We start from the raw sequence: 26638 nt of genomic DNA, 5'->3' as shown, positions 1-26638 counted from the left end.
GGTCGGTACGGGCCGTCCGTGTCAGAGCGTGTGGGAGCGTGCCGGGGCTCCGAGGTCTACTTGCCGAAGTAGGCGTCGTGAACGGTGATGGTGCTCTTGTTGTTCTTCTTGTCCACGATCTGGGCCTTGAAGGCGATCGGCTTGCCCTTGGCGGGGTTCTTGATCGTGATCTTGCCCTTGGTGACGGTGACCTTCTTCCAGGTCCTGCCGCCGTCATAGGAGGTCGAGACCGTCAGGGACTTCAGTCCCTTGCCGGCCGCGGCGCCCTCGATGGTCACCGGGATGGTGACCAGCCTGCCCGCAGGAGCGGTGTTGTCCAGCGCCAGCTTCGGGGCGAAGCGGACCGAGGAGACCGGTAGCGCGGCAACCACGCCCTCAGCCGGCTTCTTGGAGCGGAAGGTCCAGCTGACGTCGATCCGGCTGGCGGACATCGCCGCGGTCTCGTGCTGCAGCACCGACGTCGCGAGCGTGTACTCCGCGTCCTCCGGGCCGACCGCGAAAGCTTCCCGACCCTCCAGCGGATCGTTGTTCTCACCGATCTTGATCTTGCCCTTGTGGAGGGTGGTCCTCGCCGAGGAGTAGTAGAAAGTCCCCTCGTTTCCCCTGCCGTCGGCGAAGACGTACGTCAGGCCCGCGATCTCGTTGCCGTACCTGAAGGCGCCGGAGTCCTCGTCCACCAGAGGAGAGTGGACCCCTGCACCGAGCGTCTCGGAGTAGGACTTGCCACCGGTGTACTTCCTGCCCGGGGTGCCGTACCAGGACTCCGGGGTGGGGAATCCATCCGGGTCCATTCCGTACTGCTGGGCCGACACGGACCAACTGCCCTTGCCGATCGTGGCCAGGTGCAGAGTCCCGGAGCCGGGGAAGGGCACCACGTGGCCGCTGCTCGCAGCCCAGCCCTCACCCAGCTGGCCCATCGCGTGTATCTCACCCCGCTTGTTCTTCATCGAGCCGGCGACGTTCACCTTGACCTTCGCGAAGTCACCGGTCTTGAACTTCTTGGTGTAGCCGGTGGAGTACTTCTTCACCGGGCCGCCGGCGATGGTGTTGTACTCCGTCGTCGAGGGACCCCTGCTCCAACGGGTGGAGAACACCTCGGAGAAGGAGCCGTCGGTGACCTCCGGGCCGAGGTGCGCGGTGCGCACATTGGCCAGCGTGGAGAACCTCTTCTCGCTCCCCACACCCGATTTCGGCTTGATCACCGTGTAGGAAACCGTGGCACGGCTCAGCCGGGCCTTCTTGTCCGGAACCGTGATCGAGACCGGCTTGGCCTTGCGGGCGTCGACCGTCATGGTGGTGTTCTTGTTCATCACCAGCTTCGGCTGGAGCAGGTGGTCAAAGCCCTTGGTGCTGTCCATGGGATCCACGGCCAGACCGGCGTCCAGAACGTATGCGCCCTTGGGGACACGGACCTTGGAGCTGCCCGACGTGCTGGTGAGGTGCTGCCAGTCGCCCCCCGTGCGATCATCCAGCGAACCGAGGGCGGTGGAGAAGCCATCGCTCGGCTTGCCGTCCCGCCCGAGGTGCTTGACGGTGAGGTCGTAGGACTCCACCTCGCGCTCCACGGCGGCCACGCTGCGCACACTCTGCCCACCGCCGGTCGCGACGACCGCGGCCGAGTAGGTGCCGTCGGCGGTACCGATACGGGTGTTCGCGGTGAGATCCACCGAAGCGGTGCCACCGGCAGGGACGATCACCTTGTTCGCGCCCAGGGCGAAGAAGCCGGCCGGGGCCGCCTTGCCCCGCGGGTCACGGCCGGTGACCGCCACATCGAGGGTGATGTCCCGATCACCCAGGTTGCGGTAGGTGACCTTCTGGGTCTCGGGCTTGTCGTCGTGGTGCGGCCACGCCTGCTTCGCGAAGCTCAACGATGAGGGCTCCGTGATGATGCTCTGCTTGATCGCCTGGTTCAGGGCGATACGCCCGGAGCCCTGCTGGAAGGAGTGGTAGCCACCGTCCTTGGTGGAGGCGGTCAGCGCGCTCTTCAGCTGCCCACCCTTCCAGGAGGGGTGCTGCTGCTTCAACAGGGCCGCGGCGCCCGCCACATGCGGAGTGGCCATCGAGGTACCGGAGATGGCGGCATACCCCGGTGGGCCCCCCGATCCGGTACCGGCCGCCGCCGCGGCGACGATGTTCACCCCCGGGGCGGTGACATCCGGCTTGATGGGGCCTCCACCGGACCGCGGGCCCACGCTGGAGAAGTCCGCCAACAGGTCCTTGTGGTCCACCGCGCCGACGGTCAGGGCGGCGTCCGCGCTGCCCGGTGAGTTGATCGAACCCGCGCCCGGGCCCGAGTTGCCGGCGGCGATGGCGAAGAGAACGCCCTTCTCCGCGGACAGCTTGTTGACATGGGCTTCCAGAGGGTCGATGTCCGGAGTGTCCCCGCCGCCGAGGCTCATATTGATGACATCGGCGCCCTGGGCCACGGCCCAGTCCATTCCGGCGATGATGCCGGAGTCCATACCGCCGCCGCCGTCGTCCAGCACCTTGCCGTTGAGGATCTTGGCACCGGGGGCGACCCCCTTGTGCGTGCCACCCGACTTCGCGCCCGTACCAGCGGCGGTCGAGGCGACATGGGTGCCGTGGCCGTTGCGGTCCTTCGCGTCCCTGGAGTCGCTGAAGTTCTTCCCCGCGACGACCTGGTTCTTCAGATCCGGGTGAGAGTCGTCCACCCCCGTGTCCAGGACGGCGATCTTGACGCCGGTGCCGTCGTAGCCGGCCTCCCACGCCTTCGGTGTGCCGATCTGGGCCACGCTCTTGTCGAGGTTGGCGGTGCGGACCCCGTCCAGCCAGATGTGCTGGACGCCGGAGACGGTGGTGGTACGCGCGTCCTTGCCGCTCGTGGTGCGGGTCAGCGCCTCCCACAGGGCGCCGGCCTCCCGCTCCGAGATGGTCACGGCATCCGCGTTCAGGCTCGGAAGGTTCCGGCTGACCTGGACATCACCCGTGGCGCGCAGTCCCTGCCTGGCCGTGGCAGCGGCGGCGCCGCTGTAGGCGACGATCACCTTCAGACCCTTGCGGTACGCCTTGCGGCTCTCCGCCTTGCTGAGCTCGGTGATGTTGAACAGCCGCTGGTCGAGGCGGCCGTCGGCGAGCAGCGCCCGCGCGTCGTAGGGCACCACAAAGGTGTTGTCGCCATGGGTGAAGGTCTGGACGGGCACGTTCTCCCGGCCCTTGGCGGAGTCAATGGTGACCACCTTGCCCTCGCCGTTCACCCCGACGCGGTCACCCGTGATCAGGGTCACCCAACGGAGTCCGGTGGTCTTGCCCTTGCTGAGCTTCTGGGTCAGCTCGGCGCCCGTCGCCGAAGCGGCGGCGGTGTCTCCGGGAAGCTGGGGAGCAGCGGACGATGCCGGGGCGGTCAATCCGGCGACGAGCGCTGCCGCAACCACCGTGGTGAGCGTTGCGGCACCGAGGTTCTGACGTCTCCTGGAAAACAATCAATTCCCCTTGCTGGGGCGGGGGTTGGGAGTAGGACCCGGAGTGGACCCGCTCCCCACTCCTGTCTGAGAACAGGGGAAAGGCGATCCTCTGGTTGTCACCCCATCCGGTGAATGGCTGGAACCCGTACCCAGGGAGGGAGTTCACCACCGCGATGATCTGCATGGATGCTGCTCGGTAGGAGAAAGAGCCGAGGAGATATCCCGTCAGCGAGGGCTGGATATGGATAGCCGGGCGGCCCCCGGCTCCCCGGCTCGCACCCCGGTCGTCAGACCCCCGGCATCGGGAGGGCGGAAAGCCTCCGGGACGCCCGACCAGCCCCGGGCAGCGGGGCTTCCGGGGCTGGTCAGGGCCTGGGGCAGACCATGGCACCGGGCCTGCCTATTACGGTGATACCCGTCTCGGGACCACCCGCGGGGGCAAGATGGGCGATCGCTCCGCGTCGATCGGGACGTGGGCCTGGACGGAGAGGTCAGCCATGTCCACAGCCGCACCAACGGATACCCGCGCGGTGGTTCACGATCTGCTGCGCAGGATCGGCGAAGGGGACCCCGAGCACATCGCCGAGTTGTATGCCGAGCAGGGTGATTGGAAGCTGAGCTGGCCGGAGGACGAACACGGTAGGGCTGCCACTCCGTGGATACGTCACCGGTCCACCCGGGCCGACGCGGCAGCCCACTATCGCGAGCTCGCCGAGCACCACCTGCCGGAGCAGGTGGCGACCGAAGTCGAGCGCATCCTCATTGACGGAAACGACGCGGTGGTGCTCGGCGAGATCCGCCAGATGGCCCGGCCCACCAAGCGTGCGTATCGCGCGCGGTTCGCCCTGCACCTCACCATCGAGGACGGGCTTGTCACCCGGCACCACGTCTACGAGGACAGCCTCGCCGTCGCGCGGGCCTTCGAGCCGGAGGATCGGTGAAGGGTGCGAACTGATCGCGATGACGCTGTTCACAGGCGCCTTTTGCTGACCGGGGCGAGGGTGTTGGCTTCGTAGCGGGTGATGAGTCGCCCACCGCGAGCGGCCAACGCCCGACGCCGCTTCAGGCGAATGCCCTCGGGCCCTTACGGGGACTTTGGCGGCGGCCCTTCCACCGCCGCTTGACCGGGCTCCTCGGAGCCGTCACCGCCGTACAGCTCCCGTAGCTCGCTGATGATCCCGAAGGCCGCGGCGGTCACGGGGACGGCGAAGAGCATCCCCAGGATCCCGGCCACCCCGGCCCCGGCGGTGATGGCCAGCATGACGACGGCCGGATGCATCTGGACCGTACGGCTCTGGATCATGGGTTGCAGTACATGGCCCTCCAGCACCTGCACGGCGAGGACGACGCCGAGCACCCAGAGCGCGATCACCCAACCCCGGTCGGCGAGTGCCACCAGCACCGCGACCGCGCCGGAGAGGAAGGCACCGAGATAGGGGATGTACGCGCCGACGAACACCAGCGCACCAAGGCCGAGCGCCCCCGGGACGCGCAGGATCAGCAGACCGATGGTGATGCAGACGGCGTCGATCAGCGCGATCAGCGTGGTCCCCCGCATAAAGCCCTCGACGGCGCCGAAGGCCCGCCGCCCCATGGCTTCGACGACCTTGGCGTTGCGCCCGGGAGCGATGGCTCGGGCCAGACCGGCCGCCCGGTCCGAGTCGCGGAGGAAGAAGAAGATCAGCAGCAGGGCGAGCACAGCGATGGCGATCATCTCCCCCACCACGCTGAGCCCGCTGATCACTCCGGAAGCGGCGGTCCCACCGAACTTGCCGAGCAGGTCCTTGGCATTGGCGGCCAGATCGCCCAGCGAGGTCCCAGCGGCCCCGAAGTGCTTGGCGATCCCCTCGGCGGCCTGCCGCAGCGAGGCGACGATCTGATCACCGGTGTCCACGAGGGCGCCGACGATGATGTAGACGGCCCCGCCCACGACCGCGAGTACCGCCGCACAGGTGAGCCCGGCCGCCAGCGACCGCTGAACCTTCATCCGGACCAGCCACCGGTACAGCGGCCCGAGAAGCGCGGTACCGAGCAGCGCGAGCAGCACCGGAGTGACCGCGGTCCGCAGATACCCGATCAGCCAGATCACCACCGCCGCGACCCCGGCGACCAGCAGCAGCACCACACACCAGGCGGCGAGCCGCCGCACGGGCTCGGGCAGAAGTCGTGACCGCTCTGGGGGCTGCACACCTCCAGCGGATCATGGACGGGCCCGGAGGGCGCGTGCTTGGGGGCCAGGTGGGTGACTGGGCATCAGACGGGCCCGTTGGTCGCTCCCGGGAGTGAATCACCGCACGGCCCGTACTCAGGCCGAGTATGGGCGGCATACGGTTGGGCTTCGGTAGAAGGAGGCTGCTCACCATGGCTGAGAAGACAACCTGGACAACGCTCGTCGACGGCCGGGAGGTACAGATTCCGGCGACCATCGACGGGGTACGCGCGACGCTCGCCGGTGAGCCCGAGCGGTTGGCGGAGTTCGAGGCCGAGATCGGACGGACTCCCGCGTTCCAGTTGGCGCAGACGCTGGCGACGTGGGCCTTGCCGGCCGAGGCATGGTCCGAGATCAACGCGGAGATGGACCGGCTCGCGGCCGGGGACTTCGCCGGCTGCACCCTGATGGAAGACCTGGAAGGGTACGACCCGGCCGGAGAAGAGGCCGCGTGAGCCGCTACCAGGTCCAATACACGGACCGGGCCCGCACGCAGCGGACGGCGATGAAGCCAGGAGTGCGGGACGCGCTGGATGCCGGGATGCGTCGGCTGGCGAGTTCGCCCTACGGGCTCGGCTCGGAGCAGGCCCCAGGCACCCCCCAGACCAAGGACAGGCGCGTGGTTTCCTTCCCCACCGCCATCGTTCTGTACTGGGTGCACGACAGTGTCCTCACCATCACCGCCGTCGACATCATCCACTGAACAGCGTCGCCGCCAAGCGATTCCAGGCACTCACGATCCCGCTGCTCTACTCACCGCACCAGCCAGAGGCGATCACTTGGTGTGGCGGCAGCGGGAGCTCTCCAGAAGGCCGGACGGGACGTTCTGCCCTCTGAGCGCGCCGTCTACCCCGTGCAGATGATGTTGCTGGGGGTGGGGCCCGGATCATGGTTGGGGAAGCAGTGGGGGCAGGTGTAGAGGGTGGTCCCGGGTCCGTTGGTGCTGCCGATATGGCGGATGGTGATGGGGGCTCGGGTGAGTTTGCCGCAGTCGCAGCAGTGGGCGACCGGGTCGGGTGAGATGTCGGGGAAGAGTTCGTCGGTGCTCATGCGGCTACCGCCGCTGTAGTGAACGAGACTTGGTGGACGCCGGTGGTGGCGGTGTACGGGTAGTCATAGCCGTGCTCGGCCCATGCGGTGGCGAAGAACCGCTCTCGGCACTCGGGGATGAGTAACTGCGCCTCTTCGGCTCGGAAGATCGAGCGGGCGAGTTCTGAGCTGGGGCCGGTCCACGGTCGGGACCATGCGCAGGAGTTGGGGCCGGGGTCCGGTTCCGGGGCCGTTGTGGTGAGGTAGCTGGCGGAGTGCCGTCCGGGCTGGGGGCGGCGGGTCCACGGCAGTACGTTCAGCACCCATACGAGTGCCCGGGCGATACGATCACACATACGTCGTTCAGCTCCTCTGAAGCTGTTCGGTGAGCCCCGATAGGCCGTTGCTGCGGCTTGTCGGGGCGTTGTTGTTTGGGACGGTAGACAACCGGTATAGGTCCGTCTAGGCATGTTCAGGCCTGACTAGGCTACCCATGTGGTGAGGTCCGTTGTCTACGCTTCGGCGTATGGCAGCGCGTGAGATTGACCCGAGGGCGCCAGAGCCCCCGTACCGGCAGATCGCTGCCGACCTGGGCGGAGAGATCGAACGGGGTGAGCTGGCCCCTGGTCGCCCGGTCCCCTCAGAGAAGGAACTGGTCGAGCGTTACGGAGTAGCGAGGAACACGGTCCGCTCCGCCCTCGCGGTCCTGCGGGCGTCGGGGCACGTCTACACCGTGCCGAGCCGAGGAACCTATGTCGCGGACCGGCCCGTAGCCGATCCGCGCGAAGGCGACGAGTAGACAGCGCACTCGATCTGACCCGGCGGGCATGTAGTGACGCTGGGCAGTGGGTGCGACTACCGAAGTTGCCCGCGTCGGTGGCTGACTAGCACATGAAGTCGAGCAGATGCCGAAAGCGCGCGTTACTGGTCGCCGCGTTCTCCTCGCCCACGCTCTCCGAGAAGTCACGGCACGTTACGGCTACGAACGCTTCGACGGCCCCGCGATCAGCCTGCCGCCAACTGGGCTGGCCAGACAGCCACGTATGTGCGTCCTCGGGCGTATGCCCATAGCTCATGAGCCAAGTGGCCAGATACGCCGCATCGACCCAGGCGGGTCCTATCGCGGGCATGGCCCAGTCGACGACGTAAGCGCGACCGTCCGCCGCGCCGATCAGGACGTTGTGAGGATTCATATCCGTGTGAAGGAGGTGCGACCCCTTGAGCGCATCCGCCTCGCCGGGACGCAAGCACCCGGCGAATCGCTCCGAGAGCTGGACGAGAGGCACCGCAGGAACCGGCAGCTGATGCATGCGACCCACAGTGAGCGCGATGGTCCCGAGGTCTCCCGTGCCAGGGCCGTAGTCGGCATGCCGGCCATCCACGTAACCGAAGGCCAGACATCGCCATCCAGCCCGTTCAAAGCGGTAACGGATGGTCGGGCTGATACCGCCCACCACACCGCCGATCTGTTCCTCGCAGCGCAGCCCAGCCATTCCGACATCGTCGGACAGACGAACGCCCTTGAGGAACAGCGAACCCGCCTTATGGGTGTGCACGACCAAGGCGAGCGAGCAGTTGAAACCACTGGTCACACTCTCCGACGTGATCACCGGGCCGGTGCAAGCTTCAACGGCCTCCCGGAGCACGGCCGGAAGCTCTTCCCACTGGACTCGTTCCACCATGTACTTCCCATCGCTGCTGGGAGGCGCACCAGGCTGCCCGGTGCCCCTCCCTCTTGGCTAGTTGTCAGCTCTGCGGCGCACCGCACTTACGACACCGGTTCGCCCCACTCCACTTGACCCACTCGTGCTTGCACTCGCCGAGAATCCACGGTTCCATCCCAGATCCCTTCTATGGGTGTGGTGCTCGTATGGCCCGCCCGACTGCTGCTGTCCGGGCTTGGTCGGGCGGGCCTTTTTCGCCACCCCGCTTGATAATCCCGCTGCATTTCCTTGGCCGGGTATTCAGGGGGTGGACGTTCTCAGGGCTGGTATCTCACCAGCAGGAACAGCAACACCAGGGACAAGGTGATTCCAAAGAAGAGGACCACCGGACAAGCGGTACGGGTCTTCTTCATGTGGTGACTCCCACAATGGTCCGGGGATCGTTGTCCCGGGGGGCGGGTCCCACTGCTTGGTGAAGGACTGGAAGAACAGATAGCGACGGTGCCCGGTCCGCCGAAAGTGGTGCTCCGTCCACGCCTCAGCGGCCTCAACGCCGAAGTCCTCAGCACCCTCCGGATCGGCACCACACACAGGTTCTCCCGAGACACAGGCGACATGCACGGAAACACCCCTGTCCTCGAAAAGCGTGAGCGTCCAGATCAGCTCCCGAAAGGTCCGGGTCATTCCCATCACAGCGCTCCTTGACGACTGTTGGCATTGGCAGAGTGGTGTACACGGCACGAGATGGACGCCTACCGGCCCAGGCCGGTCCGGCCCCATCGGATAAGCGAGAAAACTCAAGCAAAAAGAGAGCTTGCCCGAAGGGCAAAGCGGCCGTCCGGCGGTCAACTGCTCACTAGAGGGAGCTTAGTTGGAACTCGATCCACACTGTCTTGCCAACTGGGTGCTTCAGGACTCCCCAACGATGAGCTAGCTCTTCCACAATGCGTAAACCGCGCCCGGAGACTTGGTCCTGGGTAGGTGCGCAGACAAGAGGGGTCCCACCTCCACTATCGCGAACCTCGACGCGGACAACGTCGCCGTCGAACATGATCAAGACGTGGAAGTCCCGGCCCGGAGGGACTCCATGAGCCAGCGCATTTGTAGCCAACTCGGAAAGGCAAAGCACTACGTCACTCTGGAGACCGACGACGCCCCATTCTGCGAGGGCGAGGCATACCAAGTCTCGCGCGGCACTAACGGAGGTTCGCGATCGAGGGAACCTCCGTTGCCGCAACAGAGGGATGACTAGCACCTCTTTACTAGTGGAACGCACAGCGACTCCTCGCTAAGGGAGGGTTACCACCGGAACAGTCACCCCGGCACTCCTGGTAAGAGGGGGTTACCACCAAAGATGCATGCTCTCATGCGCCACTGTCAAGTCCCCCTTAGCATGGTCCTACGGGCACACCCCACGACAAGATCGGACGGTACCGAACAGTGATCGAAGAAGTGCGACGTGTCTCTTCGATGCAGAATCATGCGGTGCGAGTGAAAGCCGCAGTTGACCTCATGGCCGAACTTCAGGACGCCGTGATCGAGACATCGCGGATTCGTAAGGAGAGCATCGCCTGGCTTCGAGAGCATGGCCACTCGATGGCAGATGTAGCCAAGATCATGGGCGTTAGCAGGGCTCGCGTCGCGCAGCTTCGCGATGTTGGGCCACCAGCCGAGCGTGCGTTTCTAGGTCGGCGGCACCTCCGCGTTGCCGTGCCGCAACGCGTTGGCGAGCGCCAATATGTCACTGTTGAGGACAGCGCAACGGGACAAAAGTTGTTGGGGCTCGCTCATCGGCTGCAACTCAATGGCGAACTTGAGTACATCCCGACGACTGGCGAAATCGATCTGAATCGCGATGAACTCATCGTTGTCTGCGGGCCCAAGTCTTCAGCTGTGATAGCGGAGGCGCTACGGAAGGACCCGCAACTCTCTTTCGAGATGCTGCCTGACGGACGATGGGCGATCATCGAACGGCGCAGCGGGCGGGTGCATACCTCTCCATCAGATGCGCCAACCGACTCGATTCCCGGCGACATCGCGTACTTTGGCAGGCTATCCCGTCCAGATGGAAAGGGGTCCTTTCTCCTGATCGCCGGGGTTCATGCCGTCGGGTCCCTGGGAGTTGCCCACTTCTTGTCGAACAACCTGGCAACCCTCTACCACCGGGTAGGCACGGCGGACTTTTCCATGGTCATCGGCTGCGACTACAGCACGGAGACCAAGGCCGTGTCTGGCAGCAGGGAACTGACTCAAGCGCTTCTGCACGAAGTAACGTGAGCATCGTGCGAGTCTCGACCGCCAGCTTGAGCCGCCCGGGGCGAGCCAACGAAGACTTTGTGGTAGCCAGCCCAGAAGTCACGGTTGTCATCGACGGCGCCGGTACACCGGAAGGACTTGAAACCGGGTGTGTACATGGCGTCTCCTGGTTTGCTCGCAACCTGGGTATCGCCGCGTTTCGGGAAGCGCTCGGAGCGGATATCACTCTGAGCGCTTGCCTTGCAGCAGCGATTGAACAGACTGCTGACCTTCACCGCAGCACCTGCGCCGTAGATGATCCATTCTCACCATCCGCCACAGTCTCCATGTTTCGCGAGCGACCAACAGACTTCGAGTGGCTGGTACTCGGTGACTCCCTCGTGGCCCTCGACTCCGGCGGGCCAACACCACTTGCCGTCTCGGACCAACGGCTTGCCTTGATTGCAAGGGACATACGGGGAGATCTCAAGCACGCACGGTCAGACTCTCCAGAGCATCGCGAAACCCACCGTGTGCTAGTCGAAGCGGAACGCTCTCTGCGCAACACATCAGGGGGCTACTGGGTTGCTGCTGCGGATCCCCAAGCGGCAGCCGAAGCACACACCGGCAGTGTGGCGCGTAGCAAACTGGTCCGAGCCGCGTTGCTGAGCGACGGAGCAGCACGGCTCATTGATGAATTCAGGATCGCTAGCTGGTCAACAGGCCTCGACATCCTTGAACGCAAGGGCCCGGGAGAGTTCATTGACCAGGTCCGTCAGGCCGAGCTGAGCGATCCCGACTGCAAGCGCTGGCCGCGTGGCAAAGTGCATGACGACGCCACCGTAGCCTTTCTCCAACCCTGACCCCGCGACACACTGGCCCCGCCCGTCCAGAGTGGGAGTTGTCGACTCCGCCTTATTTGACGCGGTGACGCGAGTCCGCCCAGATGCTTCGGATCGTGTTCCGGTCCACTTACCATCGGCTCATCCGCGCCCCGAATGTAGGCCTATCCAGCCCTGTGCCCTCTCAGGAGGAAGGGCCCGGGGGTCCTGCCTTTCGTATCAACAGGGCGAAGTCCCACCCGCCGGTGGGACCTTTCCGTCGCGGACAGGGCCATTGCTTGGTGCCGACGGTGTGTGTGGGTGACGCTCACTCCGGCGGCTGGCTGTACCCCTCCAAGGCCGCCTTGCTGGTGGAGCGGTCAACAAGCCGCAACTCCCACGGTCCGGTGTTCACGTCAAAGTCCTTGCCAAAGCCAACCCACTTCCCTGCCATGCGTCGGCCGGTTGGCTCAACCAGGAGCTGAATGGCTCCGTGGTAGCGGGCGCCGTTGTAGTAGCCGTCTGCGGCTGTCTGCTCGACCCACGTACCTGTAACCACGTTGCGTTCAACCGTCAGATCCAGCGTGAGTGGGCTGAACGGATTACTGCTCGCCCCGGGCAGGCTCTGAGCGGTCAGCCGGTTTCCGTGCTGGACGATCACTACGTAGTGCTTGCCCTCATACGCCTCCCCCCGGCTCGAAGAGTAGAACTCGTAGCGACTGAGCCACACCCCCGAAAACGTCTCCTCACTCGTCTGCCCGGCGGACTGCACGCCCACTGCGGCAGAGATGGCGCCATCTACACCCGTCTCCATGTCGTGCCCGCCCTTCCCATCTCCGTGCACCCGTGCCATCGGTAGCGGCAGGGTGAACCCCAGGGCCTCGACCGGACGGCCCGTGACCCGCTCCAAGGCCCTGGCGTACACGCCCCGAGGGGTCTTGCTCGTACCGGACTCCCAGCGCTGCACCAGCCGCTTCGAAGCCTCGTTCGGTTCTCCGAGTTCCGCACCTGCCCGGCGGAGCGCCTTTGCCCAAGCGCATGCCGATACGTACGGCCCGCAGCACATCATTCAGCACCACGGCGGTCGTCATGTCGTCAAAGCTAGACCCGAACAGACCTCCAGTGACGCCCGTTTGACGCCCTCGCAGGCGTCATTGACCCCCCTCCGAGTGACGCCCCCGATCGCGGGGCTACAGCTGCCCGGCGTCGTATATCTCTCGCGGGTCTGACGAAGAGCCCGCTGTCGCCAAACGGTGGGCTTACGAACCAGATGTCTGGGTGCTACTCCTCAAGGAGTACGAGCAGGTACCGGACGTCGAAACCGTTGCGTGAGGCACGGGATAGTATCCGCGATCTGCTGTCGAACTAGGAGGACGCATGACGACTCTGGCAGTGACCGGGCACATGGATCTCGCCTCTGACAGCGTCCCCCTGGTGCGGGCGGCGCTCCGCGAACTGTTGGCTGGGCACCACGATGCCGATCTGATCGGTGTGTCCTGTATCGCCGCCGGGTCAGACTCGTTGTTCGCAGCGGAAGTAGTCGCCCTGGGCGGGCGCCTGGTCGTTGTCGTGCCGTCGCAGGACTATCGGGCCGCGAAGGTGAAGCCTGATCACGGACCTGTCTTTGACCAGCTGATCGGCACGGCCGCCGAGGTGTTGGTGCTGCCTTACGAGACCGCGAACCGGCGGGCCTACGAAGCCGCGAACCGCGTTCTGTTGGAGCGGGCTGACAGGCTCGTCGCCGTCTGGGATGGCGTACCGCCCTCAGGGAAGGGCGGCGGCACTGCGGATACGGTGGAACTGGCCCGCGCAGCCGGGCTTCCCGTCGATGTGGTGTGGCCGACTGGCGCCAGGCGCAGGAGCGCCATCGCCTGAATCCCCTGGCGAATCCGGGCGGGACGGACGGTCTAGTCACACGTACGGGCGTGGCGCGACCCCCTGTTTCGCACCACGCCCGACCCCGTACAGCTCGCTCGACCCGCCCGCTACGGACGGTCATCCGGTGCCGGGAACTGCTCGTCCAGGGTCGCGTTCAGCAGTGCCCGTACGTCTTCCCGTTCCATGCCCGTGGCCCGTGCGCTGTCCATCCAGGTGACGAGTGCGGTGGTCAGCCGTTCGCTGTCCTGGGTGGGGGGGCGGGCGAGGGACTGGGAGACGAAGGTGCCGACGCCGGGGCGGGGTTCCACCAGGCCCTCGCGTTCGAGTTCACGGTAGGCCTTGAGGGTGGTGTTGGGGTTGACCCGGGTGGTCGCGGCGACCTGGGCGGCGGTGGGGAGGCGGTCGCCCTCCACCAGGATGCCCAGTCTCAGCGCCTGCTTGACCTGCTGCACGATCTGGAGATACGTGGCCAGGCCGCTGCGCCGGTCGATCCGGAACTCGACCACGGTCACTCCTTCACTCTTCCCTCGTACTGCCTCACAGCGACTTGCGGTGCGTCCACCACACCGTGGCGGCGAGCATGGCGATGGTCATCGCGAGCAGTACCGCCGTCATGGACCATTGGATACCAGGCAGCTGATCGAGCTTCACATACTCGACCACGTTGTTCACGATGCCATGTTTGTTCACACATGCCGTGCTCTCGGCCTCCGTCATGCGGACGCAGGTGCCCCATCCGTACAGCTTTCCATCCGCGGTGCCGACCCAGTTGTCCACCTGGATTTCGCCGGGCTTGAGCTCGGTGAACTCGCTGGCGAGGGGATACGTGAACTGGTGCGGTGTGACGAAGTAGGACGCCACGCGATCCTTCACCGTCATGGTGGCCATGGTGAGGACGACGAAGGTGAGGCCCATGGCGGCGACGGAACGGCGCAGGATCGCCCCGGCGAGGATGCCGAAGGAGGTGGCGAAGAGGCTGAGCGCCACGGGGAGCGGTCCGGTGGCGTTGATGACACTGGAGCCCCACCAGTCTCCGCCGGCGTATTGGGTGTCCACCGAGCGCCACACCCAGGTGAAGGTCACCGTCATCAGGGTGGTGAAGACCGTGATGGCGAGCAGCGGCACGGCCAGCGTCGTCAAGATGATCCGCAGCCGGGCGATGGACTGCGTGGTGGTGAGCCGGAGCGTGCTGTTCTCGTGCTCGGCCGCGATCAGCGGGCCGCCGAGGAAGACGCCGAGGATGATCGGCAGGGTGGCGAGCAGCAGGAAGGCGTTGTCCAGCCTGTCTTCGTGCTGCGAGAGGAGCTGGCCGGGGAGCTCGGCGGCCTTGGGTGAGTTCAGGAAGTCGATGAGCTGGCCGCGCTGGTAGACGCAGAACGCGATGAACAGGGCGGTGGTGCCGAGCAGCAGCAGCAGGCCGGTGCGGTTGCGGCGCCACACCACCCAGGTCATTCCGCGAAGGAAGCTGCGGCCCGGCGTTGCGGTGCCCTCGCTCGGGGCGGCGGTGGTCGTCAGGGTGCTCATGCTGCCCTTCCCTTCTGCGAGGCCGGTACGGCGGTGGCGGAGACAGCGGCCCCGGGGGTGATCAGCGCGGGTGCTTCGGTGGAGCGCAGATAGGCGAGCAGGACCTCTTCGAGGGTCGGCTCCACGCTCTCGTAGGAGTCGTCCAGCTCCGATCCACCATGGATCAGGGCGGTGAACTGCCGCCCGGTGATGCGGGATTCGATCACGGTGTGGCGCTCGGCGAAGCCGGAGGGCAGAACTCCGTTGTCGTTGGGACCGGTGCCGGGGCCCGGGTCGGCGAGTCCGGTGATGAGCCGGTGGGCGGGCACCAGCTGGTCCGCGTAACCGGCCATCCGAAGCCGTCCGCCGGACAGGACGACCAGGTGATCGCACATCTCCTCCAACTCGGAGAGCAGATGCGACGACATCAGCACGGTCAGGCCGCGTTCGGCGACCTCCGAGAGGAGCAGCGAGGAGAGCTCGTGCCGGGCCAGTGGGTCGAGGTCGGCCATCGGCTCGTCAAGGAGGAGGAGCTCGGCCCTCTTGCCGAAGGCCAGTGCCAGTGCGACCCGAGTGCGCTGTCCTGAGGAGAGCGTGCCGATACGGGCGCCGAAGGGCACCTTGCCCGCTTCAACGATCCGTTCGGCGGTCGCCTGGTCCCAGTGCGGGTTGAGTTCCCGGCCCAGGCGCAGGGTCTCGGCGACCGTGAACCCCTTGTAGAGCGGGCGCTCCTGGTCGACGAACGCGGCGCGTTGGAGCGCCGCCGGGTCGCTGACCTCCATGCCGAAGAGCCGGAGACTGCCGGTGGTCGGGCGCAGCAGCCGGGCGGCGATGCCGAGGAAGGTGGACTTTCCGGCGCCGTTCGGCCCCACAAGCGCACTGACGCAGCCCGCGGGCAGCCGGAAGGAGCACTCCTGCAGTGCCCAGCCTCGCCGGTACTTCTTGCCCAGATCCAGAGCCTCGACGGCGTACGGATAGGAATCGCCGCTCATCTCGGTCCCCCCTTTCACTAGTTAGTTAGTGGAATGATGGTGAGTATGAGGGTCAGTCGGCCCGGGAGTCAAAGGGTGTGGCCGTACGGGCGTGCCGGGTGGGTGGCCGGGAACGGGGGCGGGGCGGCGTCGTCCGATGTGGTGTCGGAAGTACGCCGCCCCGGGTGGGACGAAGTGCGGGAGTGGCCCGCGGAAGCCGTCCGGGCTACTTCGGGTCCCGGTTGAAGAGCGCCCTTGACCAGAAGTAGCCGAGCGCCGCGAGAGCCAGGCTCCAGACGACGGTGAGCCATCCGTTGTGGCCGATCTCGGTGCCGAGCAGCAGGCCGCGCAGGGTTTCGATGGCGGGGGTGAAGGGCTGGTACTCGGCGATCGGCTGGAACCAGCCGGGCATGGTGTCGGCGGGGATGAAGGCGCTGGAGATGAGCGGGAGGAGGATCAGGGGCATGGCCATGTTGCTGGCGGCCTCGGCGTTCGGGCTGGCCATGCCCATCCCGACCGCGATCCAGGTCAGCGCCAGGGCGAACAGCGCGAGCAGCCCGAGCGCGGCGAGCCACTCCAGGGCCGTGGCGTTGGTGGACCGGAAGCCGATGGCCACACCGACGGCGCCGACGAAGACCAGGCTGGCGAGCACCTGGAGCAGGCTGCCGACGACGTACCCGAGGATCACCGAGTCGCGGTGGATGGCCATGGTGCGAAAGCGCGCGATGATGCCCTCGCTCATGTCCGTGGAGACGGAGACCGCGGCCCCGATCACGGTGCTGCCGATGGTCATCAGCAGGATGCCCGGGACGATGTAGGCGATGTAGTCGGAGCGGTCGGAGCCGCCGATGCCCGTGCTCATCACATCGCCGAAGATGTAGACGAAGAGCAGCAGCATCATGATCGGGGTGAGCAGCAGGTTCAGCGTCATCGACGGGTAGCGCCGGGCGTGCAGGAGGTTGCGGCGCAGCATGGTGTTCGAGTCGCGGACGGCGAGGGAGAGGGAGCTCATCGGGCGTTCTCCTTGGACTGGGTGGGGATGTTGGTGTTGCTGGTGAGGGCGAAGAACACGTCGTCGAGGTCGGGGGTGTGCACGGTGAGTTCGTCGGCCTCGATGTCGGCCGCGTCCAGCCAGTCGAGGAGGGAGCGCAGTTCGCGTTGGCTGCCGTCGCTGGGGATCTGGAGGGAGAGGGCTTCGTCGTCCGGGGTGACCTCGTCGAGGGCGTGGCGGGCGGCCTGGTAGGCGGCGGGGTCGGTGAAGCGGAGTCGGATGTGGCCGCCGGGGATGAGTCGTTTGAGTTCGTCGGCGGTGCCTTCGGCGGCGATCTTGCCGTCGTTGAGTACGGCGATGCGGTCGGCCAGTTGGTCGGCCTCTTCGAGGTACTGGGTGGTGAGGAAGACGGTGACGCCGTCGGAGACCAGTTCGCGGATGATCTGCCACATGTTGTGGCGGCTGCGTGGGTCGAGGCCGGTGGTCGGTTCGTCGAGGAAGATGATCCGCGGGTTGCCGACCAGGGTCATGGCGAGGTCGAGGCGGCGTTTCATGCCGCCGGAGTAGGTGGCGGCGGGCTTCTTCGCGGCGTCGGTGAGGTCGAAGCGCTCCAGGAGTTCGGCGGCCGTCCGGCGTCCCTCGCGCCGGGAGAGGTGGTGCAGGTCCGCCATGAGGAGCATGTTCTCCTCGCCGGTGATCAGGCCGTCGACGGCGGAGAACTGTCCGGTGACGCCGATCGCGGCGCGCACGGCCTGCGGGTCGGTGGCCAGGTCGTGGCCGGCGACCTTGGCCTCTCCGGCATCGGCGGTGATGAGGGTGGAGAGGATCTTGACGGCGGTGGTCTTGCCGGCGCCGTTCGGGCCGAGCAGCGCGAACACCGACCCCGCCGGGATGCGCAGATCGATGCCGTCGAGCACGGTCTTGTCACCGTAGGACTTGCGCAGACCGGCGGCGATGATGGCGGCGGGCGACTGCGAACCGCCACCCCACTCTGGCGTGGGCATGACAGAAGAAGGCATGGAGCCATCCCTTTCGGAGGCTGAAGTGACCGGAGGGTGCGATGAGATGGGGCCTGGCGCAGGGGGTTGAAGTGCTCAGGCATTGGCGCGCAGGGGATGAAAGCGCTCAGGCTCTGGCGCGGAGGACGTGACGGCTCAGGCTTTGGCGCGCAGGACGTCGATGTTGCCCCAGTTGGTCCGTGCGCGAACCTTGACGGCGCCCTCGATCTGCTCCGGGGCCTCGGAGGCGGCGAGGGTGTTGCGGACCTGCCCGCGGTTGGAGCTGACGTCGAGCCAGGCGGCGACGCCCTCACGGACGCCGATCTCGATGGCGCCGTTGGAGGTCTCCAACTGCACCTCGCCGCTGACGACTTCGGCGACGCGAAGGGCGCCGTGGGTGGTGGTGCCGGTGACCGAAGCCTCGGCCCGGGCGATGTCGATGCCGCCGTTGGCCCCGCTCACCCGCAGGTCACCGGTCACCACGCCGACTGTCGTGGTGCCGTGCGAGTTCTTCAGGACGGCGGGACCGTCGACGGTGCCGACGCGCACATTGCCGGAGCTGCTGGTGATATCGGCCATGCCCTCGACCCGGTCAACGGTGCTTGAGCCGTGCGACGCCTTCAGTTGCAGCGGACCGGTGGTGTCCAGGCGGACATCGCCGGCCGAGGTCTTCACCCGGACCTCGCCGAGCCGTCCCTCGCCGATCACGTTGACCCCGGCGCCGGTCGTGTCGATGCGCGAGCCGGTGGGCAGTTCGACCGTCACATCGACGGTGCCACCGCGCCCCAGCAGGTTGGCCTTGGGACCGCTGACGGTCAGGACGCCGCTCGCGTAGGTGACCTCGGTCTGCTCGGCCGACCGTGTGTCCAGTTCCTTCTGCGGATTGCGGGGCCGCACCTCGACGACGGTGTCGAGACGCTCGCCCGCGGTGAAGCGGATGGAGCCGGCGTACACGTAGGCGGTGACCAGAATCGGTTCGGGAGTGTCGAAAGAAGGCATGGCGGTACCGTCCTCATGGGTCTTTGGGTCGTCCCCGCAGGTGGGACGCGATGTGTGGTGGTGTGCGGCGGGCGCGGCTAGCGCACCCAACCCGTGAAGCTCTGTCCGAGGGTCCGGGTCCTCTCCGCCGTACGCGGGGCGCCACCGCCGTCGACCGCGGCCGACACGGCCCGCACCAGCCAGGCGTTGACCGACAGCCCCTCTCGACTAGCGGCCTCCTCGGCGCGCGCCTTGAGGTGGGCCGGCAGGCGGAGATTGACGCGGGCGGTGCCGCCCTCGTCCGTCTCGGCGGGAACCGGGGCCGGCGCGGGAGCCTGGGCGACGAGCGGTTCGGTCCGGTCCTCGTACTGCGGCAGTGTCACCACGAAGTCGGGGTCCAGCCCGCGCAGCCGTACATCGACCGAACCGGGGGCGAGCTCACGGGTGATCTCGTCCATCGCGGCGGAGAGCACATTGAGCATGGTCAGCCGGGTCGCCGACTCCAGAGGCGCGGTGAGCCGCTCGGCCAGCTCGCGAGCATCTTCCCCGCCGGCTTCGGCGGCCACCGCGAGTTCGCGGCGGAGGGTGTCGACATACGGCGTGAGGTCCATAACGCCATAGTGGCATCACTATGGCGCCACACGCAAGCCCCTATGGCGCCAACCGTGGCAACCGTTCCATGACGAACGCTCTGACCTGCGAAAATACCGAGAGGGCAATCTGAGCCAGGGTGACACCATGCGCATTTACGGGGCTCCTGAGACGCAGAATGGCACCGCGTGGCACCGATCCGGCACCACGCGGCGCCATGTGATGCCACGCGGCGCCAACCAGCGCCGTGTGATGCCAGGGGAAGTCGGCGTGCCCTGCCTCGCGGTTCCTCACCTGGCCGAGTCCACCCGGGGCGGCGCTCGGCCCTGCCTGCCCGGGCACGTTCAGGGCCAGGTTCAGGTAAGGGGCGCTGTCCACCTGCCTCTGGCGATCACTGACCCCCGTCATCGTCATCGAGCGCCTGCAGTACGCGGGCCACCAAGGCGGCCTGATCGATGCCGGCCCGAGCGAGGGCGCGTGGCACCTTGCCGACTTGAGCCTGAAGGACCCCGAGCAGCACATGCGGCGGCCGCAGGTCCTTTTTGCGAGCGACTGAGGAGATCATCCGATCCAGCGCGAGCTTGGCGGAAGCGCCTATCTTGGGCCGCTCGGCGGACGGGCTCGGCGCGGGAAGGTCATAGGCGGTCAACGACACTCCCACGGTACTCAGGCTGTGCTCGAACTCCCGGTCCAGCGCGTCCCGGACACCCGCGTGATCGAGCCCGACCGAGGCCAGGATCTGATGGGTGACGGCTTCCTGGTCCGCTGCGATCGACAGCAGCAGATGGTGCGCCTCGACCAGCGTCGATCCACCCTCGCGGGCTTCATCCACCGCCCGCACGATCACCGCGTGCAGATACTTGTCAAACGCGGTCATCGCCACGCCTCCTCAGCTTGACTCCGGCGGCGATGAGCCGCTTGGCGTGCTTCTTGTGGACGGCTTGACGAGTGACCCCGAGCGCCTCGGCGACAAGCGGCCAACCCCAGCCCTCTCGCATGGCCTGCTCGACTGCGGCGTCCTCCAGTTGATCAGCGAGGCGCCGCAAGGCCACGGCAGCCGCCAGGGCGTCCGCGGGATCTCGGGGAACGGGATTCTCAACGACAGGCATACAAGCAACCATAGTTGACTAATGACGATAGTCAATAAGAGTTGCCAATAAGCGCGGCGGGATCGAGCGGCCCCGCCTCGTGATCACGGAAGGCCGTCCAGCGGATCACCGGCCTGTTCGGCGTGGAGCGGTGAAAGCCGTGCGAGCAGCTGGGCGAGAGAAAGCGGCGCCCCCCTCCAGCCGACGAAGAACGCCGGCGCAACGTCCGAACAGCGTCCTGCCCCGGGCACCCGGCGCCGTGCTCGAACCTCGCCCACCCCGGCCGGGAGTCGAGTACGGGACAGGCCGCCCGGAGTAGCACGCCGCCGGTCATCGTCCAGGCAGAACAACCCATCCGTTGTCTGGTTCGCCCACCTCTTACCGCTCGTGAGAACGGCGGATGCGTCGCAGGACCAGCACGGACACCGCCAGCGAGGCGAGAGCTACCGCGTAGACGATCATCGCTGGAGCGTCGGCGAGGCCTGAGGTCGTGGTGGTGCGACCTGAGGCGTCCGTCGTGGTCTGCGAGCTTGAAACCGTGAGGAGGCCGACGAGGAGTACGACCACTGGCGCGGCGCAGATAAGCAGGGTGTCACGGATGTTTTGCTTCATGGTGATCTCCTGATGGTGATGGGGTCGGGTGAGGTGCGTGACGCGTGGCGGATACGCGCTGTGTGGTGAGGCGGCGTTCTCTCAGAAGTGCGGCAGCTGAACTGGCCGCAGCTGCGAGCAGTACGGCCCATATCCAGCGGGACGATGCCCAGGCCTGTGTGTAGGGCGTGGCGAACAGGTCCGATCGGGCTGGACTCAGGACAAGGAAGAGGGGCAGGAGCACGCTTCCTGGCGCGGCCACGGTGCTACCCCGCTCTCCTTTGGAGAGGCGAAGGCCTAGTGCGGACAGCAGGACGGCTACCACGGCCAGTGTGGCTGCTTCCAGGGACAGGCCCGCGAGAGGGAGCCCGACAAGGTTGCCCGGATTCAGTACGGCGCTGAGGAGGGCGCCACACACTGCCCAGATCGTGGCGAGTGGTAGCAGAGCCAGAGCCAGTCGGAGGAGTCGCCGAACCGTCAAGGAGAACGGGAGTGTGGCCGTGGTGCGGTGCGCCGGATCGTCCAGAGCGAGCGCGAGGGGGACTGCGCACAACACCGATGCCATGCGCAACAGCAGAGTCGCCTCGCCCAGTTCGAGGCTTTTGGCGAGGATGAGGGGCAGTGCGCAGACGACGAGGGCAGTCCCGCCTCCCACCGCTACGGGAAGGTGGGGCGCCATGCGGAACAGGTACGGGAGTAGCGCGGTTTGCAGGATCAGCGGGCTGCGCACGGGGTGCCCTCCGAGTCTTGCCGCGTATCGGTGGGACTGGTCACGCCGAGCAATCGGGCGGCTTGCGTGGTGTTGGTGCGCTGATCGGTCAGCTGGGACCAGGACGCGTTCAGGCGATCGGCGATTTCCTTCGCGGGCCTGTCCAGCAGATCGAGGACGATCTGCACTTCGGGGCCATTGACGGAGACCGAATCCGACGAATTCAGTGTGGGTAGTGTGATGCCCCCGATACTGCGTCGGCTGAGGGAGCGCAGGGCATCGGCGGTCTCAGGGGTCGCCTGCGCCGCGAGCCAAAGTACGGTCACGGCGCGGGCGTGGCACAGCGTCAGGGATTGCGGCTGACTCTTCGGGATGGAGTCAACGGCTACGCGATCGGCGAACCGTACGGCAAAGGAGAGCACGGCGCTGGCGCTGATCTCGTCCTTGCCCCATCGGGTACCGACGGTGACGGCTCCTGGTGTGTTGTGCCGGCTGTCGTCTTGGGCCCATTCCTTCAGCGGTGGATTGCTGGCGATACCGTCGCTGTCTCCGGCGAAGAACAGCCTTTGGCGCACTCCGTACGGGCCCGCCTGCCTGCTGAGCGGGACTTTGTTGAGGATTCCCCCGGTGACCTGTTCCCAGTCCGCGGTACGACCGAGGAAGTCGGGGAACGCGCAGAAGGTGACTGGGCCAGCGGTTCGGCAGCGTTGCTGATCTCCCGGATGCCTCTCCGCATCTGCTCGGCGGTCCAGCAAGGAGGCGGAAGGAGACTGGTACTGGAGGGTTCCGATCAGGATGGCGGACGCGGCCACGAGGAGGAGGCAGGACCGCGTCGCGATCGTACGCAGGCCGGAGCGAATGAGGGTTAGCAGGACCAGAACGCCCGTCAAAGCGATCAGATAGCCCAGATGGATGAGAGCGGGGCGGTCCATCAGGCCGGTGGGCAATGGGGCCGCGAACTCGTTTTCCACACCGAGGGGACCCAGCCACTTCATGCCCCGTATGCCCAGTGCGCTGCACAGGACGAGGGCCCCGATGAGCAGTGCCGCAAAAGGGCCTGCCACGGCAGCGGGAGTGAATCGGGCCAGGGCCACTCCCGTACAGCCGGCGAGGAGGACAACGATCGGTCCGGTGACGAGTTCTATCAGCGACGGGCTGCCGACCGCTGTGGGGGCCAGCGCGTAGTAGGTGATCCGGGTCGTGGTCAGGACCGCAGCCACCCCGGCCAGAGGAAGCACTGCGAAAAAATGAGCAAGTGATCGCCGCCAGAGCGGCAGTGTGAGTACCTCGCAGAGCGGTTCTGCGCCGTGTCGATGTGTCCGGGTGGCGGTGAGATGGGCTGCGATCAGAGCCCCTGCAGCCAGCAGGAACAGAGGCATCTGCGTGTAGCGGTCCTCGTCCTGGAGCACCGGGTACCGGCCGCGATGCCCAGTGCTCAGTACCTCGTACGTCCACAGGGCGGCGTAGGCGGCGACGGCAGCGAGAGTGGCTGGGTGCCGCAGCATCTGCCAGGATTCGAAGCGTGCGAGTGACCACTGAGCCGGTAACCCTTTTCGTGGCTGCGGCTCTGTGCGGGGGTCGGTGCGGGCGGACGCGCGGTCATTTCCTGTGCTGTGCTCGCTCATGCCGCCCCCGTAGGGGTGTGGGCACCTTCGAGCAGCAGGAGGTACCCGTCCTCGATGGTCGGTTCGACCGTGACCGCATCAGCGGGCGCCACTCCGATGTTGCGGAAGGTCCCGACGCCGGTTCGCCATGCCGCTAGGGCGCCGGGCGATCGCTCTCTGCTGCTCCAGACCCTCCCGTGCGCGAGTAGCGCCAGTTCGCTTGGGGTTCCTTGGAACTTCAGCGTGCCCTGGTCGAGTACCACGACTTTGTGGCACAGGGCCGCCACGTCCTCTGTTTGGTGTGTCGAGAGAAGGACAGTTCTCCCTTCTCCCAGTTCAGCGATGAGTTCACGAAAACGCAGGCGTTGTTCGGGATCGAGGCCCACGGTTGGCTCGTCCAGGACGAGTAGTTCCGGATTGCCGACGATGGCAGCGGCGAGGCCGACGCGCTGCCTCATGCCGCCTGACAGCTTTCGGATGCGCTTGCTGCGGTCGGCGGTCAGGCCGACCGCCTCCAGCACCCTGCGAGCCTCCGCCCTGCGGGACTCCCGGTCACTGATCTCCTTGAGTATTCCCACGTAATCGATGAACTCGAACGCGGTGAAGTGGGAGGGGAGCCCGGGGTTTTGAGGGAGATAGCCGAGCCGTCGTCGCAGGGCTTGCCGACCTGTGGGTGTCAAAGGGTCGTGCCCCAGCATCGACAGAGTGCCGGTGTCCGGGGTGCTCGCCGTGGCGAGAGTGCGCAGCAGGGTGGTCTTTCCCGCGCCGTTGGGACCGAGCAGCCCTGTCACCCCTTGCCCCAAGGTCAGGGACACATCCTTCAGCGCGATGTGGTGCCCATAGCGCACGCTCACATCGGCCAACGTGACCTGCGAAGTCGTGGATTCCATTTATGCCAGTTCCCTCGTGCCTGTAGTGGATAGCCAGAAGGGGGCTGTCCCACCCGGCTTGTTGTCGAACGTGTCGAATCCGTCGCGGAGGAACGCCAGCACGCCGCACGCCAACACGGCCACTGCGGCCATGATCATTTGGGAGGTGGGGAGAAGGAGCCGCGTTCCAGCGGGCAGGTCCGCGCTGTAGGCGAACACGAGCCAGATGGCCCAGGCTGTCAGTGTGAGGATGATGGCAGGAACAGCGTCCATTCGACTCATGAGCGCGAGACAGACCGCCGTGAGCATGAGTGAGGGGATCAGCCAGCCGAGCATGTGAGGAAAGGGCAGCGGCAGGCCCACCGCACCGGCACTGCTCATCGCGAGGCTCAGCACCTGCACTACGGCAGCACGCAGCAGCACGACACGGAATCCGTTCAGCGGGGAGACCGCCAGCCACACATACGCGGGATCAAAGCGCTGACCGGTCACCGCGACGACAGCGAGTGCCGAGAGCGCGGGTTCCAGTGCGAAGAACGCCAAGGACGCCGAGTTTGACTCGCTCAAGCGCGCAAAGACCACGGCCAGCAGAAGCAGCAGGGCTGCACCACCCCACCAGGACCACCGCAGCGAGGGCATTGCCGCGGACAGCCGGGCAGCGTCCTCAGGAACTCCGACGCGCAGTGCGCACCTCTCCAGCAGACTCCTTGACGGCTCGTCCGTGGCACGGTCGATCCGTACCCAAAGGCGGGACATCGCTGTCTCGTCCCCAGTGAGGGGGAACAGTTGGGAACGGCAGGTGGAGCAGTCCTGCAGGTGGGCTTCGACAAGCCCTCTGGGCCCCTCGGCGAGCGGTCGGTCCATGTACGCCCGAAGCAGGTCAGGGCTCAGATGCGCCGAGCCCTCATCCGGACCGTCAGCCGGACGGACCGGCTGTGCCTCACTCATCTGCCCCTCCTGTGGACCCGTTTCTGGTGTGCCACACTCACCGTTCTCTTCTCGGGAAAACCGGTCACGGCAGCAGCCTCTCCTTGAGTAGCCGTCTGGCACGAGAAGTCCTGGACTTGACTGTTCCGGTGGGGATTCTCAACTGCTCGGCGGCTTCTCGAACCGTGAGTCCGTCCAGCGACGTTGCCTTCACCACGGCCTTGAGGTCAGCGGGCAGGAGCTCCACCGCGGCCAGAGCCCCGTCGCCCAACTGTGCTAAGAGTTCGTCTTCTGCGGATATCACGTGACGTTTGGGAAGACTTCCCAGACGGCGCAGGAGGCTGCCTCGGCGTTCCTGTGCTCGTTGGGCGTCGATCAGCCGGCGCTGGGCGATGCGCCATAACCATCCGCTCACGTTGTCCACTTGCTCGACGCGCTTCCCCCGGCGATGTTCGCGATGCCTCCAGATCTCCACGAAGACGTCCTGGACGACCTCATCGACAAGGACAGGGTCGGTGCACCGCTGCCCCAAGAGCCCCCGGAGCCATGGAGCGAACCTGCGGAAGAGCTCCTCGAATGCCTCACGGTCCCCTTCGGCCATAGAGCCCAAGAGCTCACCATCGGCTTGCGCACCCCTTCGTTCGGCCATCACACCCCCTTGTCGAACCGAGTGGCCCGATTGGTTCACCTCAGAATAGTGATGCGCATCACATCGGGTGCGGAGTCAATTTTGGCTTTCCGAATTCCACTTGACGGTAACCAGGCGAAAGCTTGCTGACCGAACGTTTACAGTCGCGCACGCGCCATAGGGCGAAAACTGGACTGCTCGCGACAAGCCTTTGATCCAGGAGTGGATTGCGCAGGTGCGAATTTCACAGACCTTAAAGAGAGCAGCCGCCCTCGGGGTAGCAACCGCCGCTCTCTCCAGTGTTGCGGCAACAGCTCCTGCCGTAGCTTCTGTGGCAACGGCTCCTACCGTTGCCACAGAAGTCGACGCTCAAGCCTTGCCGACGTGCGTCAAAGGCTGGGTGAACTCGGGCATCGTCACTCAGACCGCCTACGCCAAGAACAACTGCAGCGTCACGTACCGGGTGAGGATTCTCTGGGACTGGGGCTTGGACGGCCCTTGTCAGACCATGGACCCGGGCGACCAGCAGAGCCACCAGGTTGCCATCACCCCGCGGGTCTTTGCCGGCTTGGCCAGCTGCTGAGCAGCATGAGGAGCTGAGCAGGATCGCAGCTGGGTACCGACCGCATTGCAGCTGCGGTCGGTACCCAGCCTGCCGGCGATTTTAGTGCCCTCTTGACGGCTTGAAAAGGTCAATCCCCTAGCGATTCTGGGCGCGAAAGGGGGCATCAGCAGTCGAATAGTCTCGTTTCCGCGCTGCGCGATCCGGCCTGTGCGACTGCCATTCCGGCGACTTCGGCGGGAATTGACTCCGCCTTACTGATCGCCTCTGGTACGAGACCCTGAATTTCACTACCAATAGGGACCAGCGGTAAATCTCGCATTCGCAGTTGGGTCCGGTACTGGAAACGGATCACCAGGCTCCGCGTCAG

30 protein-coding genes are annotated in these 26638 nt (G+C 66.2%); 8 read left to right on the top strand and 22 right to left on the bottom strand.

Annotated features, from left to right (window positions below):
- Nucleotides 1–56: 56 nt before the first annotated feature.
- A complete protein-coding gene (locus NBG84_RS11670) occupies nucleotides 57–3440 on the bottom strand; it encodes a S8 family peptidase (protein WP_250919285.1) in 3384 nt (1127 codons plus the stop codon).
- 479 nt (nucleotides 3441–3919) lie between these two features.
- Between NBG84_RS11670 and NBG84_RS11665 the strand changes: the two genes are divergently transcribed.
- The gene (locus NBG84_RS11665; protein ID WP_250919284.1) at nucleotides 3920–4363 is read left to right on the top strand and encodes a nuclear transport factor 2 family protein; all 444 of its coding nucleotides are present in this window, start codon (nucleotides 3920–3922) and stop codon (nucleotides 4361–4363) included.
- 143 nt (nucleotides 4364–4506) lie between these two features.
- On the opposite strand, the gene NBG84_RS11660 is transcribed toward NBG84_RS11665, so the two are convergent.
- Entirely contained in the window at nucleotides 4507–5610 is a 1104-nt protein-coding gene (locus tag NBG84_RS11660) for an AI-2E family transporter (protein WP_250919283.1), read from the bottom strand.
- 173 nt (nucleotides 5611–5783) lie between these two features.
- Between NBG84_RS11660 and NBG84_RS11655 the strand changes: the two genes are divergently transcribed.
- Together NBG84_RS11655 and NBG84_RS11650 are read left to right on the top strand one after the other, a co-directional pair.
- On the top strand, nucleotides 5784–6086 hold the full coding sequence (locus NBG84_RS11655; RefSeq protein WP_250919282.1) for a hypothetical protein: 303 nt from the start codon (nucleotides 5784–5786) through the stop codon (nucleotides 6084–6086).
- Complete coding sequence (locus NBG84_RS11650) at nucleotides 6083–6334, top strand: hypothetical protein (RefSeq protein ID WP_250919281.1); 252 nt, start codon at nucleotides 6083–6085, stop codon at nucleotides 6332–6334. The genes NBG84_RS11655 and NBG84_RS11650 overlap by 4 nt, the downstream gene beginning before the upstream one ends.
- 143 nt (nucleotides 6335–6477) lie before the next feature.
- On the opposite strand, the gene NBG84_RS11645 is transcribed toward NBG84_RS11650, so the two are convergent.
- A complete protein-coding gene (locus NBG84_RS11645) occupies nucleotides 6478–6681 on the bottom strand; it encodes a hypothetical protein (protein ID WP_250919280.1) in 204 nt (67 codons plus the stop codon).
- Nucleotides 6678–7016, bottom strand: coding sequence for a hypothetical protein (locus NBG84_RS11640; protein WP_250919279.1), 339 nt, complete (start codon nucleotides 7014–7016; stop codon nucleotides 6678–6680). Before NBG84_RS11640 ends, NBG84_RS11645 begins: the two co-directional genes overlap by 4 nt.
- 170 nt (nucleotides 7017–7186) lie before the next feature.
- On the opposite strand from NBG84_RS11640, the gene NBG84_RS11635 reads away from it, so the two are divergent.
- Nucleotides 7187–7459: a GntR family transcriptional regulator gene (locus NBG84_RS11635; protein ID WP_250919278.1), complete on the top strand. Its 273-nt coding sequence runs from the start codon at nucleotides 7187–7189 to the stop codon at nucleotides 7457–7459.
- A gap of 85 nt (nucleotides 7460–7544) precedes the next feature.
- Here the strand turns inward: NBG84_RS11635 and NBG84_RS11630 are convergent, their stop codons facing one another.
- On the bottom strand, nucleotides 7545–8306 hold the full coding sequence (locus NBG84_RS11630) for a phosphotransferase (RefSeq protein ID WP_308312044.1): 762 nt from the start codon (nucleotides 8304–8306) through the stop codon (nucleotides 7545–7547).
- A gap of 874 nt (nucleotides 8307–9180) precedes the next feature.
- Nucleotides 9181–9579, bottom strand: a complete 399-nt coding sequence (locus NBG84_RS11625) for an ATP-binding protein (protein WP_345780613.1) — start codon at nucleotides 9577–9579, stop codon at nucleotides 9181–9183.
- 185 nt (nucleotides 9580–9764) lie between these two features.
- On the opposite strand from NBG84_RS11625, the gene NBG84_RS11620 reads away from it, so the two are divergent.
- Together NBG84_RS11620 and NBG84_RS11615 are read left to right on the top strand one after the other, a co-directional pair.
- Nucleotides 9765–10601, top strand: coding sequence for a sigma-70 family RNA polymerase sigma factor (locus NBG84_RS11620; RefSeq protein WP_250919276.1), 837 nt, complete (start codon nucleotides 9765–9767; stop codon nucleotides 10599–10601).
- A 5-nt stretch (nucleotides 10602–10606) separates the two neighbouring features.
- On the top strand, nucleotides 10607–11422 hold the full coding sequence (locus tag NBG84_RS11615; RefSeq protein ID WP_250919275.1) for an integrase: 816 nt from the start codon (nucleotides 10607–10609) through the stop codon (nucleotides 11420–11422).
- 286 nt (nucleotides 11423–11708) lie between these two features.
- Here the strand turns inward: NBG84_RS11615 and NBG84_RS11610 are convergent, their stop codons facing one another.
- A complete protein-coding gene (locus NBG84_RS11610; protein ID WP_425608618.1) occupies nucleotides 11709–12347 on the bottom strand; it encodes an XRE family transcriptional regulator in 639 nt (212 codons plus the stop codon).
- Between the two features lie 410 nt (nucleotides 12348–12757).
- Between NBG84_RS11610 and NBG84_RS11605 the strand changes: the two genes are divergently transcribed.
- Nucleotides 12758–13255, top strand: a complete 498-nt coding sequence (locus tag NBG84_RS11605; protein WP_250919274.1) for a hypothetical protein — start codon at nucleotides 12758–12760, stop codon at nucleotides 13253–13255.
- Between the two features lie 110 nt (nucleotides 13256–13365).
- Here NBG84_RS11605 and NBG84_RS11600 read toward each other — a convergent pair whose 3' ends face one another.
- The 15 genes from NBG84_RS11600 to NBG84_RS11530 form a co-directional block, all read right to left on the bottom strand.
- A complete protein-coding gene (locus NBG84_RS11600; RefSeq protein WP_250919273.1) occupies nucleotides 13366–13770 on the bottom strand; it encodes a GntR family transcriptional regulator in 405 nt (134 codons plus the stop codon).
- Between the two features lie 25 nt (nucleotides 13771–13795).
- Entirely contained in the window at nucleotides 13796–14782 is a 987-nt protein-coding gene (locus NBG84_RS11595; RefSeq protein WP_250919272.1) for an ABC transporter permease, read from the bottom strand.
- A complete protein-coding gene (locus tag NBG84_RS11590; RefSeq protein ID WP_250919271.1) occupies nucleotides 14779–15753 on the bottom strand; it encodes an ABC transporter ATP-binding protein in 975 nt (324 codons plus the stop codon). The genes NBG84_RS11595 and NBG84_RS11590 overlap by 4 nt, the downstream gene beginning before the upstream one ends.
- 205 nt (nucleotides 15754–15958) lie before the next feature.
- Nucleotides 15959–16744, bottom strand: a complete 786-nt coding sequence (locus NBG84_RS11585) for an ABC transporter permease (protein WP_250919270.1) — start codon at nucleotides 16742–16744, stop codon at nucleotides 15959–15961.
- On the bottom strand, nucleotides 16741–17742 hold the full coding sequence (locus tag NBG84_RS11580; RefSeq protein WP_250919269.1) for an ATP-binding cassette domain-containing protein: 1002 nt from the start codon (nucleotides 17740–17742) through the stop codon (nucleotides 16741–16743). The genes NBG84_RS11585 and NBG84_RS11580 overlap by 4 nt, the downstream gene beginning before the upstream one ends.
- Nucleotides 17743–17877: 135 nt before the next feature.
- On the bottom strand, nucleotides 17878–18720 hold the full coding sequence (locus NBG84_RS11575; protein WP_250919268.1) for a DUF4097 family beta strand repeat-containing protein: 843 nt from the start codon (nucleotides 18718–18720) through the stop codon (nucleotides 17878–17880).
- 77 nt (nucleotides 18721–18797) lie between these two features.
- Nucleotides 18798–19310, bottom strand: a complete 513-nt coding sequence (locus NBG84_RS11570) for a toxin-antitoxin system HicB family antitoxin (protein WP_250919267.1) — start codon at nucleotides 19308–19310, stop codon at nucleotides 18798–18800.
- Between the two features lie 371 nt (nucleotides 19311–19681).
- The gene (locus NBG84_RS11565; protein ID WP_250919266.1) at nucleotides 19682–20167 is read right to left on the bottom strand and encodes a Clp protease N-terminal domain-containing protein; all 486 of its coding nucleotides are present in this window, start codon (nucleotides 20165–20167) and stop codon (nucleotides 19682–19684) included.
- On the bottom strand, nucleotides 20154–20399 hold the full coding sequence (locus NBG84_RS11560; protein ID WP_250919265.1) for a hypothetical protein: 246 nt from the start codon (nucleotides 20397–20399) through the stop codon (nucleotides 20154–20156). The genes NBG84_RS11565 and NBG84_RS11560 overlap by 14 nt, the downstream gene beginning before the upstream one ends.
- Before the next feature lie 357 nt (nucleotides 20400–20756).
- The gene (locus NBG84_RS11555) at nucleotides 20757–20990 is read right to left on the bottom strand and encodes a hypothetical protein (RefSeq protein ID WP_250919264.1); all 234 of its coding nucleotides are present in this window, start codon (nucleotides 20988–20990) and stop codon (nucleotides 20757–20759) included.
- Nucleotides 20971–21699, bottom strand: a complete 729-nt coding sequence (locus tag NBG84_RS11550; protein ID WP_250919263.1) for a hypothetical protein — start codon at nucleotides 21697–21699, stop codon at nucleotides 20971–20973. The genes NBG84_RS11555 and NBG84_RS11550 overlap by 20 nt, the downstream gene beginning before the upstream one ends.
- A complete protein-coding gene (locus NBG84_RS11545) occupies nucleotides 21684–23183 on the bottom strand; it encodes a hypothetical protein (RefSeq protein WP_250919262.1) in 1500 nt (499 codons plus the stop codon). Before NBG84_RS11545 ends, NBG84_RS11550 begins: the two co-directional genes overlap by 16 nt.
- Before the next feature lie 116 nt (nucleotides 23184–23299).
- The gene (locus NBG84_RS11540; protein WP_250919261.1) at nucleotides 23300–24172 is read right to left on the bottom strand and encodes an ABC transporter ATP-binding protein; all 873 of its coding nucleotides are present in this window, start codon (nucleotides 24170–24172) and stop codon (nucleotides 23300–23302) included.
- Nucleotides 24173–25099 (bottom strand): zf-HC2 domain-containing protein, encoded by a 927-nt coding sequence (locus NBG84_RS11535; RefSeq protein ID WP_250919260.1) that lies wholly within the window; start codon nucleotides 25097–25099, stop codon nucleotides 24173–24175.
- A gap of 64 nt (nucleotides 25100–25163) precedes the next feature.
- Entirely contained in the window at nucleotides 25164–25727 is a 564-nt protein-coding gene (locus NBG84_RS11530) for an RNA polymerase sigma factor (RefSeq protein ID WP_250919259.1), read from the bottom strand.
- 214 nt (nucleotides 25728–25941) lie between these two features.
- On the opposite strand from NBG84_RS11530, the gene NBG84_RS41515 reads away from it, so the two are divergent.
- Nucleotides 25942–26289, top strand: coding sequence for a hypothetical protein (locus tag NBG84_RS41515; RefSeq protein WP_425608617.1), 348 nt, complete (start codon nucleotides 25942–25944; stop codon nucleotides 26287–26289).
- Nucleotides 26290–26638: the final 349 nt, after the last annotated feature.

It is taken from the genome of Streptomyces albipurpureus (assembly GCF_023701525.1).
GTDB lineage: Bacteria > Actinomycetota > Actinomycetes > Streptomycetales > Streptomycetaceae > Streptomyces > Streptomyces albipurpureus.
This window is presented reverse-complemented; position numbering and strand designations above follow the sequence as displayed.